The organism is Nocardioides sp. NPDC101246 (assembly GCF_044767415.1).
GTDB lineage: Bacteria > Actinomycetota > Actinomycetes > Propionibacteriales > Nocardioidaceae > Nocardioides.
Window position 1 is genome coordinate 211,185 of record NZ_JBIWNX010000001.1, and the last position, 23,488, is coordinate 234,672.

General features: G+C 70.6%; 22 protein-coding genes. 4 read left to right on the forward strand and 18 right to left on the reverse strand.

Annotation, left to right across the window (positions count from 1 at the left end; genetic code table 11):
- Positions 1-32: 32 nt before the first annotated feature.
- Genes ACIRON_RS01005 through ACIRON_RS01040 form a run of 8 tightly spaced genes read right to left on the reverse strand, consistent with a single transcriptional unit; the run spans position 33 to position 8,728 of the window.
- Positions 33-1,232: a serine aminopeptidase domain-containing protein gene (locus tag ACIRON_RS01005; RefSeq protein WP_402987762.1), complete on the reverse strand. Its 1,200-nt coding sequence runs from the start codon at positions 1,230-1,232 to the stop codon at positions 33-35.
- Positions 1,229-2,344, reverse strand: coding sequence for a homogentisate 1,2-dioxygenase (locus ACIRON_RS01010; protein WP_402987765.1), 1,116 nt, complete (start codon positions 2,342-2,344; stop codon positions 1,229-1,231). Before ACIRON_RS01010 ends, ACIRON_RS01005 begins: the two co-directional genes overlap by 4 nt.
- Before the next feature lie 3 nt (positions 2,345-2,347).
- Positions 2,348-2,743: a nuclear transport factor 2 family protein gene (locus tag ACIRON_RS01015; RefSeq protein ID WP_402987767.1), complete on the reverse strand. Its 396-nt coding sequence runs from the start codon at positions 2,741-2,743 to the stop codon at positions 2,348-2,350.
- Complete coding sequence (locus tag ACIRON_RS01020; protein ID WP_402987770.1) at positions 2,740-3,840, reverse strand: SMP-30/gluconolactonase/LRE family protein; 1,101 nt, start codon at positions 3,838-3,840, stop codon at positions 2,740-2,742. Before ACIRON_RS01020 ends, ACIRON_RS01015 begins: the two co-directional genes overlap by 4 nt.
- Complete coding sequence (locus tag ACIRON_RS01025) at positions 3,837-5,384, reverse strand: long-chain fatty acid--CoA ligase (RefSeq protein ID WP_402987773.1); 1,548 nt, start codon at positions 5,382-5,384, stop codon at positions 3,837-3,839. Before ACIRON_RS01025 ends, ACIRON_RS01020 begins: the two co-directional genes overlap by 4 nt.
- Positions 5,385-5,409: 25 nt before the next feature.
- Positions 5,410-6,327 (reverse strand): hydroxymethylglutaryl-CoA lyase, encoded by a 918-nt coding sequence (locus ACIRON_RS01030; RefSeq protein WP_402987776.1) that lies wholly within the window; start codon positions 6,325-6,327, stop codon positions 5,410-5,412.
- The gene (locus tag ACIRON_RS01035) at positions 6,324-7,514 is read right to left on the reverse strand and encodes an acyl-CoA dehydrogenase family protein (protein ID WP_402987779.1); all 1,191 of its coding nucleotides are present in this window, start codon (positions 7,512-7,514) and stop codon (positions 6,324-6,326) included. Before ACIRON_RS01035 ends, ACIRON_RS01030 begins: the two co-directional genes overlap by 4 nt.
- On the reverse strand, positions 7,514-8,728 hold the full coding sequence (locus ACIRON_RS01040; protein ID WP_402987782.1) for a CaiB/BaiF CoA transferase family protein: 1,215 nt from the start codon (positions 8,726-8,728) through the stop codon (positions 7,514-7,516). The genes ACIRON_RS01035 and ACIRON_RS01040 overlap by 1 nt, the downstream gene beginning before the upstream one ends.
- Before the next feature lie 92 nt (positions 8,729-8,820).
- On the opposite strand from ACIRON_RS01040, the gene ACIRON_RS01045 reads away from it, so the two are divergent.
- Positions 8,821-10,203 (forward strand): phosphotransferase family protein, encoded by a 1,383-nt coding sequence (locus ACIRON_RS01045; RefSeq protein ID WP_402987785.1) that lies wholly within the window; start codon positions 8,821-8,823, stop codon positions 10,201-10,203.
- Between the two features lie 37 nt (positions 10,204-10,240).
- Entirely contained in the window at positions 10,241-10,963 is a 723-nt protein-coding gene (locus tag ACIRON_RS01050) for a GntR family transcriptional regulator (protein WP_402987788.1), read from the forward strand.
- A gap of 13 nt (positions 10,964-10,976) precedes the next feature.
- On the opposite strand, the gene ACIRON_RS01055 is transcribed toward ACIRON_RS01050, so the two are convergent.
- The gene (locus ACIRON_RS01055; protein ID WP_402987791.1) at positions 10,977-11,747 is read right to left on the reverse strand and encodes a crotonase/enoyl-CoA hydratase family protein; all 771 of its coding nucleotides are present in this window, start codon (positions 11,745-11,747) and stop codon (positions 10,977-10,979) included.
- On the reverse strand, positions 11,744-13,369 hold the full coding sequence (locus ACIRON_RS01060) for an acyl-CoA dehydrogenase family protein (protein WP_402987794.1): 1,626 nt from the start codon (positions 13,367-13,369) through the stop codon (positions 11,744-11,746). Before ACIRON_RS01060 ends, ACIRON_RS01055 begins: the two co-directional genes overlap by 4 nt.
- A gap of 91 nt (positions 13,370-13,460) precedes the next feature.
- On the opposite strand from ACIRON_RS01060, the gene ACIRON_RS01065 reads away from it, so the two are divergent.
- Positions 13,461-14,186, forward strand: a complete 726-nt coding sequence (locus tag ACIRON_RS01065) for a PaaX domain-containing protein, C- domain protein (RefSeq protein WP_402987797.1) — start codon at positions 13,461-13,463, stop codon at positions 14,184-14,186.
- 9 nt (positions 14,187-14,195) lie between these two features.
- On the opposite strand, the gene ACIRON_RS01070 is transcribed toward ACIRON_RS01065, so the two are convergent.
- From ACIRON_RS01070 to ACIRON_RS01085, 4 genes are read right to left on the reverse strand one after another with little or no spacing between them, the layout of a single operon-like run.
- On the reverse strand, positions 14,196-14,504 hold the full coding sequence (locus ACIRON_RS01070) for a DUF202 domain-containing protein (RefSeq protein WP_402987800.1): 309 nt from the start codon (positions 14,502-14,504) through the stop codon (positions 14,196-14,198).
- Complete coding sequence (locus tag ACIRON_RS01075) at positions 14,501-14,866, reverse strand: YidH family protein (protein ID WP_402987803.1); 366 nt, start codon at positions 14,864-14,866, stop codon at positions 14,501-14,503. The genes ACIRON_RS01070 and ACIRON_RS01075 overlap by 4 nt, the downstream gene beginning before the upstream one ends.
- 16 nt (positions 14,867-14,882) lie before the next feature.
- Positions 14,883-15,590, reverse strand: a complete 708-nt coding sequence (locus ACIRON_RS01080) for a TetR family transcriptional regulator (RefSeq protein WP_402987806.1) — start codon at positions 15,588-15,590, stop codon at positions 14,883-14,885.
- On the reverse strand, positions 15,587-17,224 hold the full coding sequence (locus tag ACIRON_RS01085; RefSeq protein ID WP_402987809.1) for a long-chain fatty acid--CoA ligase: 1,638 nt from the start codon (positions 17,222-17,224) through the stop codon (positions 15,587-15,589). Before ACIRON_RS01085 ends, ACIRON_RS01080 begins: the two co-directional genes overlap by 4 nt.
- A gap of 242 nt (positions 17,225-17,466) precedes the next feature.
- Between ACIRON_RS01085 and ACIRON_RS01090 the strand changes: the two genes are divergently transcribed.
- A complete protein-coding gene (locus ACIRON_RS01090; protein ID WP_402987812.1) occupies positions 17,467-18,684 on the forward strand; it encodes a serine hydrolase domain-containing protein in 1,218 nt (405 codons plus the stop codon).
- A gap of 74 nt (positions 18,685-18,758) precedes the next feature.
- Here ACIRON_RS01090 and ACIRON_RS01095 read toward each other — a convergent pair whose 3' ends face one another.
- From ACIRON_RS01095 to ACIRON_RS01110, 4 genes are all read right to left on the reverse strand, one after another.
- Positions 18,759-19,844: a BPSS1187 family protein gene (locus ACIRON_RS01095; protein WP_402987815.1), complete on the reverse strand. Its 1,086-nt coding sequence runs from the start codon at positions 19,842-19,844 to the stop codon at positions 18,759-18,761.
- A 118-nt stretch (positions 19,845-19,962) separates the two neighbouring features.
- Positions 19,963-20,769 (reverse strand): ATP-binding cassette domain-containing protein, encoded by an 807-nt coding sequence (locus ACIRON_RS01100; protein ID WP_402987818.1) that lies wholly within the window; start codon positions 20,767-20,769, stop codon positions 19,963-19,965.
- Positions 20,766-22,544 carry a dipeptide/oligopeptide/nickel ABC transporter permease/ATP-binding protein gene (locus ACIRON_RS01105; RefSeq protein WP_402987821.1) on the reverse strand — a complete coding sequence of 593 codons (1,779 nt, stop codon included), beginning with the start codon at positions 22,542-22,544 and terminating at the stop codon, positions 20,766-20,768. The genes ACIRON_RS01100 and ACIRON_RS01105 overlap by 4 nt, the downstream gene beginning before the upstream one ends.
- Positions 22,541-23,485 (reverse strand): ABC transporter permease, encoded by a 945-nt coding sequence (locus ACIRON_RS01110; protein WP_402987824.1) that lies wholly within the window; start codon positions 23,483-23,485, stop codon positions 22,541-22,543. Before ACIRON_RS01110 ends, ACIRON_RS01105 begins: the two co-directional genes overlap by 4 nt.
- Between the last annotated feature and the right edge of the window lie 3 nt (positions 23,486-23,488).

Genomic DNA, 23,488 nt, shown 5'->3' on the forward strand with positions numbered 1-23,488 from the left:
GGGGGTTGCTCCTTGTGTCTTGGGTACGTCGGTCAGCGGGTCGCGAATCCGCGCTCGGTCAGCCAGGCGGTGATGGTGGTGACCGCCTCGCCCAGCGGTCCGCGCTGGTCCTTGCCGCCGTAGTAGTGGGTGGCGCCCGGGACGACGTGCAGCTGCTTGTCGGGGTGCCCGACCGCGTCGTAGAGCCGCTGGGTGTGGCTGGGCGTGCAGGCGTCGTCGGCGCTGTTGCCGATCACGAGCGTGGGGATCTGCAGGTCGGCGGCGCACTCGACCCCGTCGCCGTGGGCGTCGTCGTAACTCCACTGCGACAGCCAGCTGCGGAGCGTGGTGAACCGGGCGAGGCCGACCGGGCTGTTGTTCACGATCTCGGGGTCGCCGAGGTAGCAGACCCCGGGCTTGCGGTCGTTGGGGTCGACCGCCGGGTCGAGCCAGCGCGGGTCGGCCATCGTGCCGTGGACGACGAAGGCCCGCTCCTCCCGCTCGCGGCCGGTCGCCCGCAGGTGAGCCAGCTGCGCCTTGACCCATGCCGTGATCCGCCGGTTGCGGGCGATCTGCGCCTCGCGGTAGCGGGTGAGGAACTCCTCGGTGTAGGGCGGCTGGTTGGGGTTGTCGGGGTTGTAGAGGTCCAGCTCGGGATCACGGATCTCGGGGTTGTTCTCGTCGAGGATGGAGGCGTCCATCCACTCGGTCATCGTCCCGTGGCGGCTGACGTGGGCGGCGAGCAGCATCAGCGCGTCCGCGGGGATCAGGTCCAGCTGGGTGAGATCCGGCCCGTCGCCCGACGGGCTCGAGGTGACCGTCGGCTTCTGCGCCTGCTGCTGGTAGTAGAGCGACAGGGAGCCGCCGCCGCTCCACCCGGCGAGGACGACCTTGGTGTAGCCGAGCCGCTCCTTGGCGTCGCGGATCGCGGCGCCGAGATCCTGGACGACCTTCTCCATGAGCAGCGCCGAGTCGACGCCCCGGTAGCGGCTGCCGCAGTAGATGACGTGGTGCCCGGCCTTGGCCAGCGCGTTCATCATCGGCAGGTACGCACCGCCGCCGATCGGGTGCATGAACATGATGACGGTGTCGGCCTCGACGCCATGGGGACGCAGGTTGTAGCTCTCCAACGCCACGATGTCGCCCTCGCCACCGTAGGTGTCGCGGTAGGCCGAGGTGTCCTCGAAGACGACCAGGTAAGGCACCCGGTCGTAGGTGTGGGTCGCGAAGTCGGTGCTGTTCGTGGTGCTCACAGGGCTACCTCCGGGTCGGGCTGGATGGCGGCCGCCAGCACCTCGGGGCTCGGCGTGAGCCGGCGCCGGGTGTCGACGGCGATGATCTTCCACTCGACGCGGTCGAACTCGTCGAAGCGTCGGCGGGCGCGTTCCCGCGCCTTCTCGGGGGCGCCGTGGTGGACGCCCTGCGGCGCGTGCGAGATCAGGCCCGGAGGCATCTTCTGACCGAAGACGTTGCCGCCGTGGTAGAAGGCGATCTCGTCGAAGTCGACGTTGCGGTGATACCAGGGGAACCGCTCGGTGCCCGGTCGCATCTCCGCCCGGCGGGGCAGGAAGTGCATCACGTACACGCCCGTGGCCTGCAGGAACAGGTGCACGGTCGGCGGCAGGTGCATCGACTCGGAGCCGAGGACGTCGTGGTCCTCGATGTTGAAGGTGAACGGGAAGTTGTCGCCCCGCCAGCCCTCGACGTCGCACGGGTCGTGCGGGTAGAAGAGCGAGGTCGTCTCCCCGGAGTGGTAGAGCCGGACCTCGTATTCCTCGCGGCCGTCGTCCTCGACCGGCTCCGCCTCGGGGATGGTGATCAGCGCCGGGTCGAAGGGGAAGTGCCGGCCCAGCACGCCGGGCTCGGGCACCCGGAACTCCTCGGTCGCCTCGATGACCAGGCGGCAGCCCGGCTCGCCCCCGCCGTCGGGCTCGATCCGGTAGGTCGTGGCCTTCGGGATGTAGACGTAGTCACCGGGTCGGTAGGTCAGCGGTCCGAACTCGGTGACGAACCGTCCGGTGCCCTCGTGCACGAAGTGCAGCTCGTCGGAGTCGACGTTGCGTACGTAGAACGGGTGGGCCTCGGCCCGGCGGCTGAGCGAGATCCGGCAGTCCTCGTTGCTGAACATCAGCACCGGGGTGCCCGCGGGGTCGGCCAGGTCGGTGGGCTCGAGGCCCGTCGTCATCAGGTCGACGCCGGCGAGCCTGCCCTCGGCCCGGAAGTCGGTCGGGTCGTTGCGGTGGTAGAGATGGGCGCTGCGGCCGACGAACCCGTAGCGGCCGAGCTCGTCGTCCTTGAGACCCTCGAGGTCGGCGTGCATCCGCCGCGGCGTGGTCCCCTTGCGGAGCTGGATGAAGGACTCCATCGATCAGTTCCTCCTGTTCTCGTGGGCGCTGGACTGGGTGAGCCGCTGGTTGAGCGGTGCGGGGTCGACGTACTCCTCGATCCGTCGGACGCGGTCGCCGTCGACGACGATGCGGAGCATCGCCGGCATCCGCAGGCCCTCGGCACGCCCGGACAGCACGACGACGTGCTGCTGCACGACACCGTCGGCGACGACCTCACGACGCACCTCGGTGTAGCGCATCGGACCGGCGACGTGATGGAGATAGCCCAGCGTCCGCAGGCTCTCCTCGCGGGTCTGGGTGACGTCGTCGTAGTTGTGCCAGATGCCCGCGTCGGGGCTGTAGATCTCGGTGAGCGTCGCGGTGTCTCCCGCCTCGACGGCGGTGAAGAAGCGGTCGACGACGGCCTCGATGCTCACTTGCCGGCCCGGTCGCAGAACGGCAGCCGGAGACCGCGGCGCGGCCAGTCGAGCTTGAGCAGCTTGCCGGTGCTGGAGGCCGTGACGTACGCCGTACGTCCGTCGGGTCCGCCCCAGCAGATGTTGGTGATCCCGGGGTCGCCGTCGGTGTCGATGTCGAGGAACTCGACCAGGTCGCCGTCGGGGCTGACCACCGAGATGCCGTGAGTGATGAGCGAGGCGACGCAGACGTTGCCGGCCGCGTCGACGCCGAGCGAGTCGAAGTTGGTGTAGTCGGAGGCGGTGTAGAGGAAGTTGCCGTTGCCGGACCCGCCGAGCGTCTGGCCGCCCTTGATCTGGCCGGGGCCGGTCACGTCCCACCACCACACGCGGGCGGTGTAGGTCTCCGAGACGTAGAGGCGGCCGCCGTCGGGCGAGAGTCCGATCCCGTTGGGGCCCTCCATCCCGCCGGCGATCTGGGTGATCGAGGAACCGTCGGGCTGGGCGTAGAAGAGGCGGCCACGGTCGCCGGTGACGCCGTCGCTCTTGCCGTAGTCGGTGAAGTAGAGGCCACCGTGCTCGTCGAAGACGAGGTCGTTGGGACCGCGCAGGTCCTGCCCGTCGCACGAGGTGTAGAGAGTCTCGACCGCACCGGTCTCCAGGTCGACGGCCTGGATGCTGCCGCTGACGTAGTCGGCGGGGATGCCGCCGGCGAAGACGTAACCGCCGACGGGGAACGCGTTGAGGCCACCGTTGTTGGCGATGTAGACGCGGCCGTCGGGGCCGATCGCGGCGCCGTTGGGGCCGCCACCGACGTCGGCCACGACGGTCTTGGTGCCGTCGGGGGTGATCCGGGTCAGGGTGCCTGCGATGACCTCGACGACGAGGACGTCGCCGTTGGGGAGGGCGACCGGGCCCTCGGGGAACTGCAGTCCGGTCGCGACGACGGAGAACTTCATCTTCTTCCTGCGCTTTCGTGAGACGGGGTGGGCGTCGGCGGAGCCGGCGAGAGTGGTGGTGCCGAGGGCGCCGAGGACCGCGGCGCCGGCGGCGCCGAAGAGCGATCGGCGGCGGGCGGTGAAGCGGGCGGTGGCAGGGAGGTTCGGGCGGTTCGTCATCGCGCCGTCACCTCCGTCCCGAGGGCCGTGCGAAGGTCGTGCTTGCGGACCTTCCCGGTCGCCGTACGCGGGAGCTCGTCGAGGAAGACGACCTGCTTGGGCCGCTTGTACGCGGCCAGCCGATCCCCGACGCGGGCGATGACCTCGTCGTCGGTGACCTCGGCTCCCGGACGGCGTACGAGGACGGCGACGACCTGCTCGCCCCAGACCTCGTGCGGGAGACCGATGACAGCGGCCTCGGCGACGTCGGGGTGCTCGTGGAGGACGTTCTCGACCTCGGCGGAGTAGACGTTCTCGCCGCCACTGATGATCATGTCCTTGGCCCGGTCGACGATGGCGAGGAAGCCCTCCTCGTCGCGGCGGGCGAGGTCGCCGCTGTGGAACCAGTCGCCGGTGAAGGAGGCTGCGGTCGCCTCCGGGTTGCCGAGGTAGCCGACGGTCACCTGATCGCCGCGGACCCAGATCTCGCCGATCTCGCCGACGGCGCAGTCGTTGCCGTCCGGGTTGACGATGCGCAGGTCGACCAGCTGCATCGGCCGGCCGACGGCGTCGAGCAGGTGCTCCTCGCCCGCTGCCGCGCGCCGGTGCGCCTCCCTGTCCAGGGTGAGGATGTTGCCGGCCAGCTCGGTCATCCCCATGCCGGCGTACACGATCGGCCCGAAGCGGTCGAGGGTGCGACGGAGCAGCTCGGCGGGGATCTTCGAGGCGCCGTAGCCCATCCACTCCAGGCTGGACAGGTCGTAGTCGTCGATGCGCGGGTGGGCCAGCAGGATCGCCATCATCGTCGGCGCGAAGCCGCCGCTGGTGATCCGGTGCTCCTGCACGACCTGCATCCAGGCCTCGGGCTCCCAGCCCGGCATCATCAGCACGGTGCCGCCGTGGAAGAGGTTGACGGGGGTCAGGTAGCCGGCGACGTGGCACAGCGGCATCGCGTTGAGGAACCGGGTCTCCGGACCCGGCTCGTATTCCAGCACCGACTGCAGGATTGAGGTCACCAGGTTGCGGTGGGTGAGCTGAGCGCCCTTCGGGAAGCCCGTGGTGCCGCTGGTGTACATCACCCAGGCGACGTCGTCCTCGGACACGGCCCGCGTCGACGGCTCCGGCGAGGCCGCGGTCAGCAGCGCCTCGTACGTCGGCAGGTCGTCGACGGGCTCACCGATCACGACCACATGGCGCAGCGCCTTCAGCCCGGCCAGGTGCTCCCGGATCGCCGCCAGGTACTGCTCCTGGACCAGCAGCACACTCGCCTCGGCGTTCTCGAGGATCCACGCCCACTCCTTCGGGTGCAGCCGGGTGTTGAGGGTCGTGAGCGCGACGCCGGCCGCCGGGACGCCGTAGTAGGCCTCGACGTAGGGGATGCTGTTGTCGGAGAGGATCGCGACCCGGTCACCGGGCTCGGCGAGGTCGCCGATCGCGTTGGCCAGCCGGTGTGTCCGCTCGAGCAGCTCCGCATAGGTGCGGGAGTCGTCGCCGGTGGTCAGCAGCAGTGCGGTGCGATCGGGATGGTCGCGGGCCGTACGCCGCAGCAGGTCGTGGATGAGCATCGTTGCCTCCTCGGGTGGTTCGGGGTCAGGTCTGGTCGGATGGGACGGGGAACGGGCCGGCGGAGCCGACCCCGGAGCGGACTCGGGTCCCGAGATGACCGCAGACCTCGGCGCCGGCGGCGGCGATGGCAGCGATGTCCAGGCCTGTGGTGAAGCCGCTCCGCTCGAGCAGCCAGGCCAGGTCTTCAGTGGCGACGTTCCCGGCGGCGCCGGGGGCGAACGGGCACCCGCCGAGGCCGGCCGCGCTGGAGTCGAGGGTGCGTACGCCCTCGGCGACCGCCGCGAGCGCGTTGGCGAGCCCGGTCTTGCGGGTGTCGTGGAAGTGGGCGCGCAGCGGGAGGTCGGTGAGGTCGCGGACGGCGGCGAACCGCTCGTGCACCTCGGCCGGCACGCCGGCACCGATCGTGTCCGCGAGCGCGACCCCGGCCAGCGGGCCGACCCGCAGCACGTCGCGGACCACCGCGGCCACCTCCTCGGTGCTCACCTCGCCCTGGTAGGGGCAGCCGAACGCGACCGCGACCGTGACGGTGAGGGGCAGCCGGGCGGTGTCCGCGACCGCCGCCACGCCCTCGAGCGCACGGATCGCCTCGGCGACGGTCACGCCCTGGTTGCGTCCGCCGAAGACGTCGGTGGCGGGGACGACGTAGTTGAGCTCGTCGACACCCGCGTCGACGGCCCGCTCCGTGCCCCGTCGGTTCAGCACGAGCCCGGCGTAGCTGACGCCCGGCACCCGGGTGATCCCGGCGAGCACCGCCTCGGCGTCGGCCATCTGGGGCACCCGGTCAGGACGTACGAAGCTGGTGACCTCGACGCGCCGGGCACCGGCTGCGACCGTCTGCTCGACGAGAGCGATCTTGTGCCTGGTGTCGAGCGTGACCGCCTCGTTCTGCAGGCCGTCCCGGGGGCTGACCTCGACGATCTCGATGTGTGCGCTGGTCGTCATGAGAGGCCGAACTCCCAGTTCTCGCCGCGGCCGTAGCGACCGAGGATCCTTCGGGAGACAGTGTGGATGTGGACCTCGTCGGGGCCGTCGTAGATCCGGCCGAGGCGCGCGTTGCGGTACATCCGGCTGATCGGGGTGTCGTCGGTCAGCCCGAGCGCGCCGTGCACCTGCAGGGCCCGGTCGACCACGTTGTGCAGCATCCGCGCACCGACGACCTTGATCACCCCGATCTCCTCGCGGGCCTGCTCGCCACGGTCGATCTTCTCGGCGGCGCGCAGGGTCAGCAGCCGCGTCGCCTGGATCTCGGCGAAGGACTCGAAGACGTGCTCCTGCATCAGCTGCTTGCGGGCCAGCGGCTCGCCGAACGCGACCCGGCCGTTGAGGCGGTCGCACATCAGGTCGAAGGCCCGCTGCGCCTGGCCCAGCCAGCGCATCACGTGGAAGATCCGCCCCGGGCCGAGCCGCTCCTGGGCGATCACGAAGCCCTTGCCCCGCTCCCCGAGGAGGTTTCCGACGGGGACCCGCACGTCGTCGTACGCCACCTCGTAGTGCCCCGCGTCCATCCCCAGCACCGGGGTCTCCCGCACGAGGCGGTAGCCGGGGGTGTCGGTCGGGACGATGATCATGCTGAAGGCGTCGTGCGGTGCCGCCTCCGGTTCGGTGCGGCACATCACGGTCGTGTAGGCGGCCTGGGCAGCGCCGGTGGTGAACCACTTGCGCCCGGAGATGACCCACTCGTCGCCGTCGAGCACCGCGGTGGTCTGCAGCTGGGTCGGGTCCGAGCTCGCGACCTCGGGCTCGGTCATCCCGAAGCTGGGGTTGATCTCTCCCCTGACCAGGGGAAGCAGATAGGCCTCACGCAGCGCCGGGTCGGCGTGGCGGTCCAGCATGATCGAGTCCTGCAGCGTCAGGGTGCCGAGAGCGACCTGGCCGAACTCGCTGCGGCCCTGCACCTCGTTGACGAACACGTAGTCGAGGAACGGCATCCCGCCGCCCCCGATCGAGGCGGGGTGACCGAGCGCCCACAGGCCCTGGTTCTTCGCCTCCGCCTGGAGGCCAGCCATCAGTCTGTCGGCGTCGGGACCACCTGCGTAGAGCTGTGGCTCGACGGGTTCGACCCGCTCGGTGATGAACCGGCGGACCCGGTCGCGGACCGGCCGTACGTGCTCGGGGACCTCGAAGCTCATCAGCGCACCACTCCCGCGTCCGCCAGCTCCGACCACTCGGTGTCGTCGACGCCCGCCAGCTCGGCCAGCAGCTGCCGGCTGTGCTCGCCGATGCGCGGTCCGGAGGCACGTACGCCGCCGGGGGTGCGGGAGAACTTGGGGACCACGCCGGCGGCCGGCACCTCTCCCCCGGCAGCGGTCGGCAGCCGGAGGACCATCTCGCGGGCGAGGTAGTGGGGGTCGGTCAGCATGTCGGGGGCCGTGTAGACCCGGCCCGCCGGCACACCGTGCTCCTCGAGGAGCGCCAGCAGTGCCGCCGTGTCCAGGCCGAGGGTCCAGGCGCCGATCAGGTCGTCGAGCTCGACCATGTTGGTGCCGCGGGCGGCGTGGCTGGCGTAGCGCTCGTCGGTGGCGAGCTCGGTCCGGTCCATCGCCTTGCAGAGCCGGCCGAACACGGTGTCGGCGTTCGCGGCGATCAGCACCTCGCTGCCGTCGCGGGTCGGATAGGCGTTGGACGGCGCGACCCCCGGAAGGACCGAGCCGGTACGTCCCCGGGTGCGGCCACCGACCTCGTGGTCGGCCATGGTCGACTCCATCAGTGCGGCCACCGCCTCGTAGATGGCGACGTCGACCTCCTGGCCCCGGCCGCTGCGGCCCCGCTCGACGAGGGCGCCCATGGTGCCGATCACGGCGAACATCGCGGCCAGGGAGTCACCGAGGCTGATCCCGGCCCGCGACGGCGCGCGGTCCGGCTCGCCGGTGGTGTGGCGGATGCCGCCCATCGCCTCGCCGATGCTGCCGAAGCCGGCGTCGGCCGATCGCGGCCCGGTCTGACCGAAGCCCGAGACGTGGACCATGACCAGGCCGGGATTGATCTCGGCCAGGCTCTCGTAGTCGAGCCCCCAGCGTGCCAGCGTGCCGGGCCGGAAGTTCTCCAGCACGACGTCGACCTCGGCGGCGATCCGGCGGACCAGGGCGCGACCCTCGTCGGTGCGCAGGTCGATCGCCACGGACGCCTTGTTCCGCGCCAGGCTCGGCCACCACAGGCTCTCGCCCTCGTGGACGACCCCCCAGGTGCGCATCGGGTCGCCGCCGACGGGCGCCTCGACCTTCACCACCTCGGCGCCGTAGTCACCGAGGAGCTGTCCGGCGAAGGGGCCGGCGATGAAGCTGCCGAGCTCGAGGACACGAATCCCGGCGAGGGGGCCGGAACCGTGGCGTGCGTCACTTGTCATGACGACGATTGTGCACAATCATCGGTTGAAAAGCCAGATCTATCGAAGTTTTTGCTCTGATTGCATACTATTGAGCCGAAAGCGAGGTAGCCATGACCACCACGACATCCCCCGCCGAAGACCTGCTCCCGGGCCTGCACGCGGTCCTCGGGAGCCGCTACGGCGCGCTCGACGACCTGACGCCCGTGCGGCTGAGCAGCGGAGCGTCGCGTACGACGTGGCTGCTGCCGGGCACGGGTTCCCGACCGACGCTGTTCCTGCAGCAGGAGCGTCCCGGCGGTGTCCCGGGGCAGTCCGGGCAGGTGGCGGAGATCGCCGCCATCCGCGCGGCACGGGCAGCCGGCGTCGCGGCCCCCGTCGTGGTCGCCAGCAGCATCGACGAGGGCGCGCCGACGGACCTGGGCGAGTTCGTCCTGGTCGAGGGGCTCCCCGGTCGGTCCGACCCGGCGCCGCTGCTCACCGAAGACGGTTTCGCCGGAGCGCGTGAGCGGTTCGCGGCCCAGGTCGGCGAGCTGCTGGCTCGATTGCACACCATCGGGACGGAGCACCTGCCGGAGGTGCCCACCACCGATCCGCTCGAGTTCTACCGCGACCTGCTGGACGATCTCGGGGAGCCGCACCCAGCGCTGGAGGTGGCGCTCGCCTGGCTGGTCGCCCACCGCCCCGCACCCGTCGCGACACCCGTGCTCGTGCACGGCGACTTCCGGGTCGGCAACCTGATGTACGACGAGACCGGTCTCCGCGGCGTCCTCGACTGGGAGATCACCCACCTCGGCGACCCGTCGGAGGACCTCGGCTGGCTCTGCGTACCGTCCTGGCGGTTCGGTGGTGCCGGCCGGGCGGGCGGGGTCGCATCCGTGCACGACGTGCTCGCGGCGTATCGCGCCGCGGGCGGCCGGGCCGAGGTGACCGCCGAACGGGTCCGCTGGTGGGAGGTCTTCGGAACGTTCAAGTGGGCCGTCATCTGCATCATGCAGGCCGCGGCCCACATCGACGGCTCCGAGCGCTCGGTGGAGCTGGCCGTGCTCGGACGCCGGACCGCCTCGGTCGAACGGGACCTCCTCGACCTGATCGGGGCCGCCGATCCGGCTCCCTTCGAGGACACGGAACCGGACGGCGACCCCGGTCCCCATGACGCTCCCGACGCGGTCGGGCTGGTCGGTGCCGTACGCGAGCATCTGGCCGAGGCGGTCCTGCCCGAGCTCACGGGCCGCACCGGCTACCTCACCCGGGTCTGCTTGCGCGCCCTGGCGACCGCCGAGCGCGAGCTGCGGTTCGGCGCGCTGCTCGCCGCCCGGCACCGCGATCGTCTCGCCGGCGTCGGCAGCGCGGACGACGCCGCCCTCGCGCGGGCCATCCGCTCGGGCGATCTGGACTACGACCAGGCGCTGGAGCTGGTCGTCGAGCTCGTCGCCGACAAGCTGCGGGTCAGCGATCCACGACGCCTGTCGTCCGGCAACATGGCATGGGACTGAGAGGCATGGAGATGTGCGAACGGCATACACTCGCCCGATGAGCGTGGCAGGAGAGGCCCCCGGCAAGGTCAACGCGCTGCTCGCCTACGAGGGCATCCGCCGCAAGATCATGGAGGGCGAGTACCAGCCCGCTCAGCGGCTGATCGAGCAGCGCATCGCCGTCGAGCTGGGGCTGTCGCGTACGCCTGTCCGCGAGGCCATGCGGCGGCTCGAGGCCGAGGGCCTGGTCCGCAGCGAACCCAACCGCGGCGCGATGGTCCGCTCGGTCACCGTCGACGAGATCCACGACATCTACGGTCTTCGCGCCCAGCTCGAGTCCTACGGCGCCGGCCTCGCCGCGCAACGCGCCCAGGACTCCGACCTCGAGAAGATCGACGCCGGGATCGAGCGGTTCGGCTCAGCCATCGCCGTCATGAGCACCGACGAGCTGGCCTCGGTCCGCGAGGTCCACGACGCCAACGAGCAGATCCACGCGGCGATCGTGGCGAGCGCCCGGCATCGGCGGCTCGGGACGCTGCTGGCCCGCACCGTCGACGTACCCCTGATCTTCCAGTCCTTCCGGCGGTTCGACCACGACCAGGCGGCGCGGTCGGACCTGTTCCACCGGATGATCCGCGATGCCATCGCGCGGCGCGACACCGAGCGCGCCGCGAACCTGATGACCGAGCACATCCTCCAGGGTCGCGACGTGCTCCTCGAGAGCCTCGAGACCCGCGACGACGGCAGCGTCGACCTCTTCCGTACGTCGGGATCCGCCTGACCTGCGAAGAGGCTCAGTCGGTGGCGTCGAAGGATCCGTGGCGTCCGGCTCCGTCGGCGAACCGGGTCGCCCCGGCGACGGTGTCGGTGGTGATCGAGACGACCCCGTGGGCGTACTCGACGGCCAGGGCGTCCTGCTCGCCGAGCCCTTCCTGCTCCAGCACCGAGAGCCGGTCGTGACGCATGCAGGTCTGCGGAAAGGCGGCGAGCTGTCGCGCCAGGTCCTGGGCGGCCGCCAGTGCCTGACCGGCTGGGACGACCCGGTTGGCCAGCCCCATCCGCTGGGCCTCCTCGGCACCCACGGCGCGGCCGGTCAGGATCATGTCCATGGCGTTGCTCGCGCCGATCAGCCGGGGCAGCCGGACGGTGCCGCCGTCGATGAGGGGTACGCCCCAGCGCCGGCAGAACACACCGAAGACCGCGTCCTCCTCCACGACCCGCAGGTCGGCCCAGATCGCCAGCTCCAGGCCCCCGGCGACCGCATGACCGGCGACGGCGGCGATGACCGGCTTGCCCAGCCTCATCCGCGTGGGACCCATCGGGCCGTCCCCGTCGGGCTCGAACCGGTTGGGGTCTCCTCCTGCGACCGCCTTCAGGTCGGCGCCGGCGCAGAAGGTGCCGCCTTCGCCGTGCAGCACGGCGACGGCGGCATCGGGATCGGCGTCGAACTCCTCGAAGGCGGCCACCAGGGCCTCCGCGGTCGCCCGGTCGACGGCATTGCGTACCTCTGGGCGGTTGATCCGGACCGTGGTGACCGGACCGTCCTTGGTGACCTCGACCGTCATGCCGGAAGCGCCCGCTCGATGATCGCGGCCAGGTCGCCGCGTGGCGACAGCGTGCCGAACGCGCCTCCCCAGTCGCGGCCGAGGCGCGAGGAACAGAACGCGTCGGCGACCGGTGCCGGTGCGTGCCGGAGGAGCTGCGAGCCCTGGAAGACCAGCGCCAGCTGCTCCACGATCCGCCGGGCCCGGAACTCGAGGTCGTCGAAGGAGGTGAACTCCTTCTTCAGCCGGTCCAGCGCGGCGTCGTACCTGGCGTCGGCGCCGGTGGCGAGCTCCGCCTCCGCCAGGAACGCGTCCAGGGTGTGCGGCTCCTTCGCCAGCGCCCGCAGCGCGTCGAGCGCCGCCACGTTGCCCGATCCCTCCCAGATCGAGAGGAGCGGCATCTCGCGGTAGATGCGGGCGACGTCGAAGTCCTCGATGTAGCCGTTCCCGCCCAGGCACTCCAGGGCCTCGTTGACCATGAACGGCGCCCGCTTGCAGACGTAGTACTTGGTGACGGCGAGCGCGATCCGGCGCAGCGCGGCCTCGGACTCGTCGCCGCGGATCGCCCGGTCGTTGGCGCCTGCCAGCCGCAGCATCGCGGTGGTCGCCGCCTCGGACTCGACCTGCAGGTCGGCGAGTACGTTGCGCATCGCCGGCTGCTCGATCAGCGGCTTGCCGAAGGCCGAGCGATGCCGGGCGTGGTGTGCCGCCATGGTCAGCGCCGTGCGCATGCCGGCCGAGGAGCCGATCACGCAGTCGAGGCGCGTCATGTTGACCATCTCGACGATGGTGCGGACCCCGCGACCCTCCTCGCCCACGAGCCAGCCGGTCGCCGCGTCGTACTCGATCTCGGAGGAGGCGTTCGACCTGTTGCCGAGCTTGTCCTTGAGCCGCATGAAGCGCATCGCGTTGCGCTCGCCCCCGGGCAGCACGCGCGGGACCAGGAAGCAGGAGACGCCGGCGGGCGTCTGGGCGAGCGTGAGGAACAGGTCGCTCATCGGGGCGCTGGTGAACCACTTGTGCCCGCGCAGGACGTAGGTGCCGTCGGGCTGCCCGGTCGCCGTGGTCGTGTTGGCGCGTACGTCGGAGCCGCCCTGCTTCTCGGTCATCGACATCCCGGCGATCAGACCGCGCTTGGTCTCGGGGTCGCGCACGCCGAAGTCGTACGTCCGATTGGTCAGCAGCGGCTCGAACCTCGCGGCGAGCTCGGGGTTGGCCCGCAGCGCCGGGACCACGGCGTAGGTCATCGAGATCGGGCAGCCGTGGCCGGCGTCGACGTTCCAGGCGTAGAACTTCGCGGCCCGCGCGACGTGGGCGCCGGGACGGTCGTCTGCCCAGGGCGCGGCGTGCAGGCCGTGCTCCACCGCGGTCGTCATCAGCTGGTGGTACGCCGGGACGTACTCGACCTCGTCGACCCGATTGCCGTAGCGGTCATGGGTGTGCAGACGCGGCGGCACCCGCTCGGCGAGGCGGCCCCACTCCTGCGCCTCCGCGGTGCCGGCGAGACTGCCCAGCTCGTCGATCTCGGGCAGCGCCCACGCGGCGCCCTCGCGCTCGAGACCCGCCCGCAGGACCGGGTCACCGGCCGTGTTGTGACCCACCAACGGCGGGACCTGGTTGAACACCTCGTGCGTGCTGGTCATGCGTCTACCCCTTGCTGGTGGAGGCCATCAACTTGATGTTACATAATCACACACAACCGTGTCGAGAAACGTTGCATGAGAGGATGGCCGCGTGGCTACCGCGCGCGATGAACTGGCTCCGCTCTCCGCCCGCTCCACCATCCTGAGCCTGATGCTCGGCGCGCACCCGAGCCCGCTGACCCCGGCCGACCTCGCCCGCGCCGGCCAGTTCTTCGGCATCGCGCCGGCGACCGTGCGGGTCGCGGTCACCCGCGCCGTCGGCGACGGCGACCTGACCAGGACGGAGACCGGCTACCGGCTCGGCGAGCGGCTCGTCCAGCGACAGGCCCATCAGGACGAAGCGGTGCACAAGGCGGACAAGCCGTGGGACGGCTCCTGGGAGATGGCCATCGTGGTCACCGCCGGCCGACCGGGCCCCGAACGCGCCGTGCTGCGCGATGCCCTGAAGGCGCACCGGCTCGCCGAGCTGCGCGAAGGGGTCTGGACCCGGCCGGCCAACCTTCAGCGGCCGCGCTTCTCGGACCCGGTCCTGCAGGACTTCACGGCGACACCGGAGCAGGATCCGGGCGAGCTCGCCGCCGCCTTGTGGGATCTCCGCGGCTGGGCACACGAGGCTGAGCGGCTGCTCGACCTGCTGTCGTCCACGCCCCAGCCCGCGCTCCGTCTCGCCACGGCGGCCGCGATCGTGCGCCACCTCAGCGACGACCCGCTCCTCCCTGTCGAGCTCCGCCCGGCGGACTGGCCGGCAGCGGACCTGCGAGAGACCTACCGCGCCTATCAGCGTGAGCTGAGCGAGCTCGCCGCACTCCCCCGCTGAACGGGGCGATCAAGCTGCCGCCAGGCGAGCGGTCAGTCCGAGCAGGCAGATGACGACGGTCGTGCCGGCCACCACGGCGGCGCGTCCGGCTCCGACCTGCGCAGCATCTGCGGCGCGGGCGGCCCGATCGAGGAGCAGGTTCCACCAAGCGAGGATCGCGGCGCCGGCGACGAACACACCGAGCGCCCACCAGCCCAGCCACGGAAGCGCGACCCGGGCAGCGACGGCCATCGCCGCGGCAAGCGAGAGCGACGTGCGCGCCCAGGCCAGGCGCGTACGTTCGGCGGCGACCCCGGCGTCCTGCCCGACGGGGCTCATCCCAGGGCCACCATGATGGCTGCTCCGGCGACCGCGACGCCCAGCGCGAATCCTCCGGCAGCGCCGGCAAAGCTCGGCAGCGACCGGGCCGCGCGCATCTCGCGTTCGGCCAGGGCCCACCGCAGCCACGCGACGACCGCACCGACCAGGGCCAGGAGGACCAACAGGTCACCGGCCACCTGCTGGGCCCAACGCGGCCCCTCGAGGTCGATCAGACTGAGCCCGACGCTGGCCGCCAACAGGGCGAGGCTGGTGCGGATCCAGGCCAGGAACGTGCGCTCGTTGGCCAGACTGAAGCGGTAGTCGGGATCGGCGCCGCTGCCGTAGATCCACCGCGGCCGCCGGAACATGGATGTGCGCACCGACCTCACCTGGCGCTCACGCGAGCTCCCCGTGTCCGGCAGCGGGCTCCTCGGGCACCTCGGCCAGATCGCGCAGCGCACGGCGGACTCGGGGATTGTCGGGCAGCACCAACAGCCGGGGCGACGTCGAACCGAGGCCGGACGAGCCGAGCCGGTCCCTGATCCAGGCAAAGCCCTCCAGCAGCTCGGCGATGGCATCCGACTTCCCGTGGGAGCGGATCCAGTTGGACAACGCCGACCGGTGCACGCCGTCGATGAGCGCCGCCACCGCCTGGGGTACGAAGCTGGGGGTCGACACCTCGAGATGAGTGCTCAGGTGTCGGCGGGTGATGGCGACGTACTTCTCGTGCTCGAGGATCTCCCGCTCGGCGAGCAGCGGGATCTGGCGGGTGAGCGCGTAACGCGAGAGAACCAGCTCCGGGTGCTTCAGGAAGTCGCGCAACACCGCCTCGGTGACCTCGAAGACGTCCTCGATCGGATCGCTGCCGAGATCGGCGAACATCTTCTCCATCATGCTGCGGCGCTCGGCATGGTCGGGGAACGGCAGCTCTCCCTTGGAGGGGAAGTAGCGAAAGACGGTACGTCGCGAGACGCCGGCCTCCGCCGCCACGGCCTCGACCGTGACGTTGTCGTAGCCGCGAGCCAGGAACAGCTCCATCGCCACGGCGGAGATCTGGGCCTTGCCGTCCTCGCGGCGACCGGACGGTGCGGAATCAGTCGTCATGTCTTCGGCGTCATTTCCTTCGGGCGCGCGGCCATCGCCTCGCGCAGACTCAGCTTGGAGATCTTGCCGGTTGCTGTTGTCGGGAGCTCGTCCAGAAAGGCGTAGTCGGTCGGGATCCACCACTTGGCGACCCGGCCGAGCAGGAACGCTCGCACGTCCTCCGAGGTGAGACTCTCACCCTCGGTCGTCACGATGCACGCCAGCGGCCGCTCCTCCCAGCGCTCGTCGGGAATCCCGATGACAGCGGCCTCGAGCACTGCCGGATGGCTCATGATCTCGTTCTCGAGCGCGCTGGAGGAGATCCACTCACCTCCGGACTTCACCAGGTCCTTCGCGCGGTCGACGATCCGCAGATAGCCGTGGGGGTCGAGGGTCGCGATGTCCCCGGTGCGCAGCCAGCCGTCGTCGGTGATCGCGTCGTGGTCGTCGTTGCGGTAGTAGCCGGCGGCGACCGTGGGCCCTGCGACCTCGAGGGACCCCGGGGATCTTCCGTCCCAGGGCACGTCGCCCCCGAGCGCATCGCGCAGCCGCATCTGGACGAGCGGCGGCTTCACACCCGGCGAGGTCAGGACGTCGCGACGCTCCTCCTCGCTCGCCGTCCGGTCCTTGGTGCTGATCCGTGAGACCGCGCCGACGGGGCTCATCTCGGTCATGCCCCAGCTGCTGGTCAAGGGCAGGCCACAGGCCCGCTCGTACGCGGCGGACAACGACGGCGGCAACGGGCCACCACCGTTCATCAGACGACGGAGACCGCTGAGATCGCGCCCGTCGAGGTGGGGCAGCACACTGCGCCAGATGGTGGCGACGCCGGCGGCGAGGGTGACCCGCTCGCGCTCCAGCTGCTCGGCGAGGAGCACCGGGTCGGTCTGGTTGCCCGGCATCGCCAGGTCGGCGCCGGTCATCACGCACGCATAGGGCAGGCCCCAGGCGTTCGCGTGGAACATCGGCACGACCGGCATCACGACGTCGGCTTCGGAGATGGCGAGGTTGTCAGCGCCCAGGAGCATCAGGGCGTGGAGCACGATGGATCGGTGGTCGTAGAGCACGCCTTTCGGGTTCCCCGTGGTGCCGGAGGTGTAGCAGAGGCCTGCGGCGGTGCGCTCGTCCCCGACGAAGAGAGCGCCGTCGGCCGGCTGATGGCTGCTCACCAGCTGCTCGTAGTCGAGGACTCGCTCGTCGTCCGGAATCCTCACCGCCGGGTCATCGGGCATGACGACGACGTGGCGGATGTGCCGGGACCGGCTGACCATCGGCCAGACGACATCCAGCAACGACGCATCGACGACGACCATCACATCCGCGGCATGGTCGAGGATGTAGTCGATCTGGGCAGGGAACAGACGGTGGTTCACCGTGTGGAGCACCATCTCAGCGGACGGGACAGCGAGATAGAGCTCGAGATGACGCTGGCTGTTCCACCCGAAGGTCGCGACCCGGTCACCCGGCTGCAGGCCGAGTGCCCCGAGAGCCGTGACCAGCCGACGTGTCCGTTCGGCCACCTCCCCGTACGTCGTCCGCTTCGGTCCGGTCGCCTGCGCGGTGGTCACACCCTTGGCCGAGAACGACCGTTCCATCGGGCCCAAGAGCGTCGAGACCGTGAGCTGCGTGCTCTGCATGAGGCCGTGCAATGCCATCGTTCTTCTCCTTCAACGTCACCCAAAGGCACGCCGTGCCACCTATCGACCATGTCTCCCGAGAGCAAAATTGGACCAGAGATCACGCGTAAATACAACCTCCCGAGCCTCATGTCAGGACACCGAGACCAGAACCGGCGGACCACAGTTCTCACCAAGATTGACACGCAGTGCCAACCGTCTCTAGCATCCGTTGGACGAGTGACGCTGGCCACAACGGCGAGCCGGAAGGAGAGGCGATCATGGACATCGAGATCGATCCGACGGAGGCAGGCTTCGCTCCCGAGCGGCTGGCCCGCATCGATCGCTACCTGGAGCGGTTCGTCGATGAGGGCCGGTTGCCGGGATGGCAGCTCGTCCTGACCCGCAGGGGGAAGGTCGTGCACGACTCCTCCTACGGCTACCGGGACCTGGAGGCCCGGACGCCGACCGGGCACGACTCGCTGTTCCGCATCATGTCGATGACGAAGCCGATCGTCTCGGTGGCCGCGATGACGCTGTGGGAGGAGGGCGCGTTCCAGCTGAGCACACCCGTCAGCGACTTCATCCCCTCCTTCGCCGACGTACGCGTCTACCAGGGCGGCAGCGACCTCCGCCCCAACACGGTCGCAGCAGTCGAGCCGATCCGCATGGTGCATCTGCTCACCCACACCTCGGGCCTGACCTATCCCTTCCTGCGCCAGCATCCGGTCGACGCGATGTACCGCGAGCGCAAGCTCGACACCACCGTCCCGACCGCGATCGACCTGGAGGGACTGTGCGACGAGCTCGCCGCGCTTCCGCTGCTCTTCCAGCCGGGCGCCGAGTGGGCCTACTCCATGGCCACCGACGTCCTGGGGCGTGTCATCGAGGTCATCAGCGGCAAGAGCTTGGGCGAGTTCCTGGCGGAGCGGATCTTCCGTCCGCTGGGCATGACCGAGACCCGCTTCGGCAGGGCGACAGATCCAGAGCCGCACCTCGTCAACCTCTACGCCCACACGCCCGACGGCCTGACCCGGAGCGACCTCTTCGCAAACGGCTGCGACAAGGCCTCCTTCGAGTCCGGGGGCGGCGGACTGATCAGCTCCGCTCACGACTACCACCGGTTCACCCAGATGATGCTGCGCAGAGGAGAGCTGGACGGGCAGCGGGTCATCGGCTCACGCACCGCCTCCTTCATCACGACCAACCACCTGCCGGGCGGCGTCGACCTCGATACGTACGGGCGCCCGCTCTACTCGGAGTCGCCGATGCGAGGCTCCGGCTTCGGACTCGGCTTCTCCGTGAACCTCGATCCGGCGACCGCGGGTCGTCCCGGTACGCCGGGCAGCTTCGGCTGGGGCGGGATGGCGGGCACCCGGTTCTGGGTGGACCCGGTCGAAGAGCTCACCATGCTGTTCTTCACCCAGGTGTTCTCGTCGACTCCGCTGCCGATGCGCGAGACGATGCCCCAGCTGGTCTACCAGGCACTGGTCGACTGACCTGAAGGTCCGCGCATGCAAGGCGCTCGGCTGAGATCCTCAGCCGAGCGCCTTGTTGGCTGCCTGCGTGCACGTCAGTGCGGCGGGTGGCTCCCGCCTCGACCATGAGCGTGCCGCTGGGCGTGCTGACGCGACATCTGCCCGGCTCGCGCGGTCGCATCGCCGTCCGCGGTGAGCAGGTAGGTCCACGCGACCGGTACGCCGGCAAGGTAGGAGCCGTCGTACGCCGTCGACATGTGGTTCTTCAGCGCCGTTCCCTGCTCGACGGTGAGCACCAGACGGTGGCTGCCCTGCGGGTCGCCGGAGCCGTCGCCCACCTGGACCTCCGCGGTGTCGTCTCCCGCGCCGATGCCCGCGCCGCCGAGCTCGCTCCAGACCTGGGCGAGATGCGCACCGTAGGCTCCCTCGGACTGGTGACGCATCGCCCAGTAGCGGTCGAGCGGCGTCGCCGAAGCGGCGCCGATCCAGGTAGCCGTACCGGACTGAGTGGTGTCGTCGGGGCTTCCGAGCAGGATCGCCCGCTCGACCTCGGTACGCATCGCCAGGAAGGCGGCATGACCGCCACCTTGGGAGTGGCCGGCGAGGATCAGCTTCCTGTGGTCCAGCCGAACCGGACCACGGTGCGTCGCGACGTACGGCGAGGTCGCGTCGTCGACGAGGAAGCTCCCCCACCACGGGTCCTGGACGGCCAGGTGGTCGATGAGTGCGACCAAGCGACCCGAGATGGAGTTCGCCGCATCGACACTCACGTTGCCCGAGGCGTAGGTCTGCCCCTGCGGATCGGGGACACCAGCGCCGAAGACGATCTCGCCTCGAGCGTTGTCGAAGCACCGGTCCGTGGCCACGGTCGTCTGGCAGGCGGCGCCGATCGTCCCCTGGTTGGGATAGCTCAGGCTCACGGCCGCATAGCCGAGGCCGCCCGCATGGGCGACGAGGTCGCCGTAGCCCGCCGCAGCCACGTTCGAACCGCTGAGCATCACCACGAGCTCGGGCTGACGGTCTCCGTCGGGCTCGACGACCAGGTGATATCGGTCGACGTTCGTCTCCGTGGTGATGCCGGCCCCCGTGGTCGAGGGCTCGACCTGGACGGTGGTGATCGCGCCGGCATCGGCACTGGCGGGCGCGGCTGTCACGGCCGCACTGCCGATCGTCGCCGTCATGACCGCCGCCAGGGCGAACCCGCTGGCCGCCAGGCTCCTACGGCGTACGCGCCGACGTCTGTCATGTCCTGAAACCTCCGTGTGTGTCTGGTACATGCCTACCTCTCCGTTGAGCCGATCAACCTTCACTGACGAGCAGTCGTGGGATGGACGAGACGAGCAGCTGCGTGTATTCATGTCGCGGCGAGCCGCAGACCTCCTCGGCCGTGCCCGACTCGACGACTCGGCCTTCTCGCATCACGTGCACGCGATCGCACAGCTGGCGGACCATCGCCAGGTCGTGACCGATGAACAGCATGGCCGAGTCCGGGCGCAGGAGGCCGTGCAGAAGCCTGGCCACCGATGCCGCGGTCGTGACGTCGAGGGCGCTGAGCGCCTCGTCCAGGATGAGGAGGGACGGCTCGATGATGATCGCGCGCGCGATCGCCACGCGCTGTCGCTGCCCACCCGACATCTCCCGGGTCGTCCGCCCGAGGAACGAGGCGTCCAGCCCTACGGACTCGAGCGTCGCCACGGTGCGATCTCGCCGCCCGGACTCATCGAGGTCGGTGTGTATCCGCAGCGGCTCGCCCACCAGCTGGGCCACCGTATGGCGCGGGTTGAGCGCTTGCAGCGGGTCCTGGAACACCGCCTGGACGGTGCGTCGGTAGGCCGGCGGCGCGGGCGTCGGCAGCGCCGCGACGTCGAACCCGCAGACGCTCGCCCCGCCGGTGAACGGCACCAGCCGCAACAGTGCCCGCGCCAACGTCGACTTGCCTGATCCGGACTCGCCGACGATGCCGGTGATCTCGCCCGGGCGCAGGTCGACCGTGACGCCGTCGACCGCGACGAACGGCTCCGGTCGTGGGTTTGCCAGAGTGCGACGCCGAGGGAACTGAACGGTGAGCCCGTCGGTGGAGACCAAGGGGGCGTACGTCGCGTTCATCGCATCTCTCCTGCCGGGGACATCTCGAGGGCCTCGACCGGGTCGACCGGCGGGTTGAGGATCGCCCGACCCGGCTCGTTGCGCGGGACGGCGGCGACCAGTGCGGCCGTGTAGGCGTGCGAGGGTCTGCGGACGACGTCGTCGATGGGCCCGGCCTCCACGACGTCCCCGTGCAGCATCACCACGACGCGGTCGGCCAGCTCGCCGGCGACACCGAGGTCGTGGGTGACGAGCAGCACGCCGAAGGAGTGCTCCTCGCACAGGCGACGCAGCAGCGCGATGATCTCCGCCTGGACGGTCACGTCGAGCGCTGTGGTCGGCTCGTCGGCGATCAGCAGGGTCGGCGACTTCGCCAGCGCCAGCGCGATCATCACGCGCTGAGCCATGCCTCCCGAGATCTGGCCAGGACGCAGCCGGGCCACTTCGGCGGGGCGGCGTAGACCGACCGAGGTCAGCAGGTCGACGATCTCGTCATCGACCGTACGGTCGGTCGCTCGAGACCCGCCGCGCGCGCCGACCAGACGCCGTTGCGCCTCGATGACGTCCCGAAGCTGGCGCCCCACGGTCTGCAGCGGGTTCAGCGCGGCCGACGGCTCTTGGAACACGACGCCGACGTGGCTGCGCCATGTCTCTCGGGCCTTGCGGCCCGCACCGGCCAGCTCGAGCGGCTCGGCGGCGGCGAGGGAGATCCGCTCGGCGGACGCCGACGCCGGCGAGGTCAGCAGCCCGGCCAGCGCCATGGCCACCGACGTCTTGCCGCTGCCGGACTCACCGACCAGAGCCACGACCTCGCCGCGGCGAATCGTCAGATCGACGCCCTTGACCGCGACGTGATCGCCGTAGCGGACCTCCACGGCCCGTGCGTCGAGCAGCGGGGGCACGCCGTCGACCGGGTCCATGGAGTGTCCCTCCGAGGCGGACTCGGCGGTCGCAGTGATCCCGATCGGCTCCAGGTAGCCCGTGGGGTTGTCCGAGCTGACGCCCTGACGGCGCCGGAACATCGCATCACCGACGATGTTGAGCGCCAGCACGGTGAGCACCAGCGCGAGGCCGGGCGGAATCGTCTGGAACGGCTCCTCCCGCATCGTGCGCTGCGCCGTGGAGAGCATGACGCCCCAGCTCGCCGCCGGCGGCTGCGTACCGAGGCCGAGGAAGCTCAGGCCGGCCTCGATCGTCACCGCGTGGGCGAACACCAACGTCGCCTCGACGCCGATCGGCGCGGCGATGTTGGGCGCGATGTGACGACGCAGCAGGTCGAGGCGTCCGGCTCCCACGACGCGGGCTCCGTCGACGTACATCCGCTCACGTTCGGAGAGCGCCAGGCCACGCGCCAACCGGGCGACGGCCATCGCGAACGCGATGCCGACGGCCAGCATCGAGCTGCCGAGGCCGCTGCCCAGCGCCGCGATGATCGCGATCGCCAGGACGATCGCGGGGATCGCGGAGATGCCCTCGACGATTCGCATGACGACGCGGTCGACGGTGCCGCCGAGAAGACCGCTGACCATGCCGAGGGAGCAGCCGAGCACGAGGGCGACGGCCGTCGCCTCCACACCCGCGATCATCGACACGCGCGCACCGTCGATCAGACGGCTGAGGGTGTCGCGGCCGAGATAGTCGGTTCCCAGCCAGTGCTCGGGTCCCGGATGGGCGAGGGCGTCGCCGATCTCACCGACGGTCGGGTCGTACGGGGCGATCCAGGGCCCCGCGACGGCGAGGAACACCACCACCGCGAGGACGGCCCAGGACGCCTTGACGATCACAGTGTTCTTCATCCGGCACGCACCCTTGGATCGACGAGGGCGTAGGTCAGGTCGAGCACGAACTGGACCAACGCCATGAGGAGAGCCATCAGGGCGACGAACCCGAGCACCACCGGCATGTCGCCGTTGTGGATGGCGTTGAGGACGAGTTGGCCGAGCCCCGGGAGGGCAAAGACCTGCTCGACGATGACGGCACCGCCGACGAGAACGGCCGCCGTGCCGGCGACCGTGGTCACGACCGGGATCGCCGCGTTGCGCAGCGCCGTGCGCCACAGGATGCGACGACGAGCCAGTCCCCCGGCGACGGCCGTGCGGATGTACGGCTCGTGCAGCACCCGCACGTAGCCCGCCCGAGTCTGCCGGGCGAACGCGCCCGCCGCGGCAGCCCCGAGAGCCACGGAGGGCAGCGTGATGCTCAGCAGCCAGGACCCGACACCCTCGCTGATCGGGACGTAGCCCGTGGCCGGGAACAGCGAGGTCTTCATGGCGACGTACGCCACGAACAGCAGGGCCAGCCAGAAGCTCGGCACGGCCTGCCCGAGCGAGGCGCCCGCGGTCAGCAGCGAGTCGGCGCTGCGGCCGGCCCGGATCCCGGCAGCGATGCCCACCGGGAGGCCGATGACCAGCCCGACGACCAGCGCGCCGAGGGCGATTGAGAACGTGGCCGGCATCCGGTTGGTGAGCAGATCCGTCACCGAGGCCGAGTTGGACCAGGAGACCCCGAGGTCTCCGCGGACCGCCCCCGCCAGCCAGCTCCCGTACTGGACGAGCAGAGGGCGGTCCACGCCGATCTCGTGCCGGAACGCTGCGTAGGCCTCGTCCGAGGCGTTCTCACCAAGACGTACGACGGCGGGGTCGGTGGCCGTCATCTGGAGCAGCAGGAACGCGGTGAAGGTGGCGATCAGCAGCAGGGGCACCAGGGCCGCAGCGCGACCGATTGCGACGCGAAGCATCGC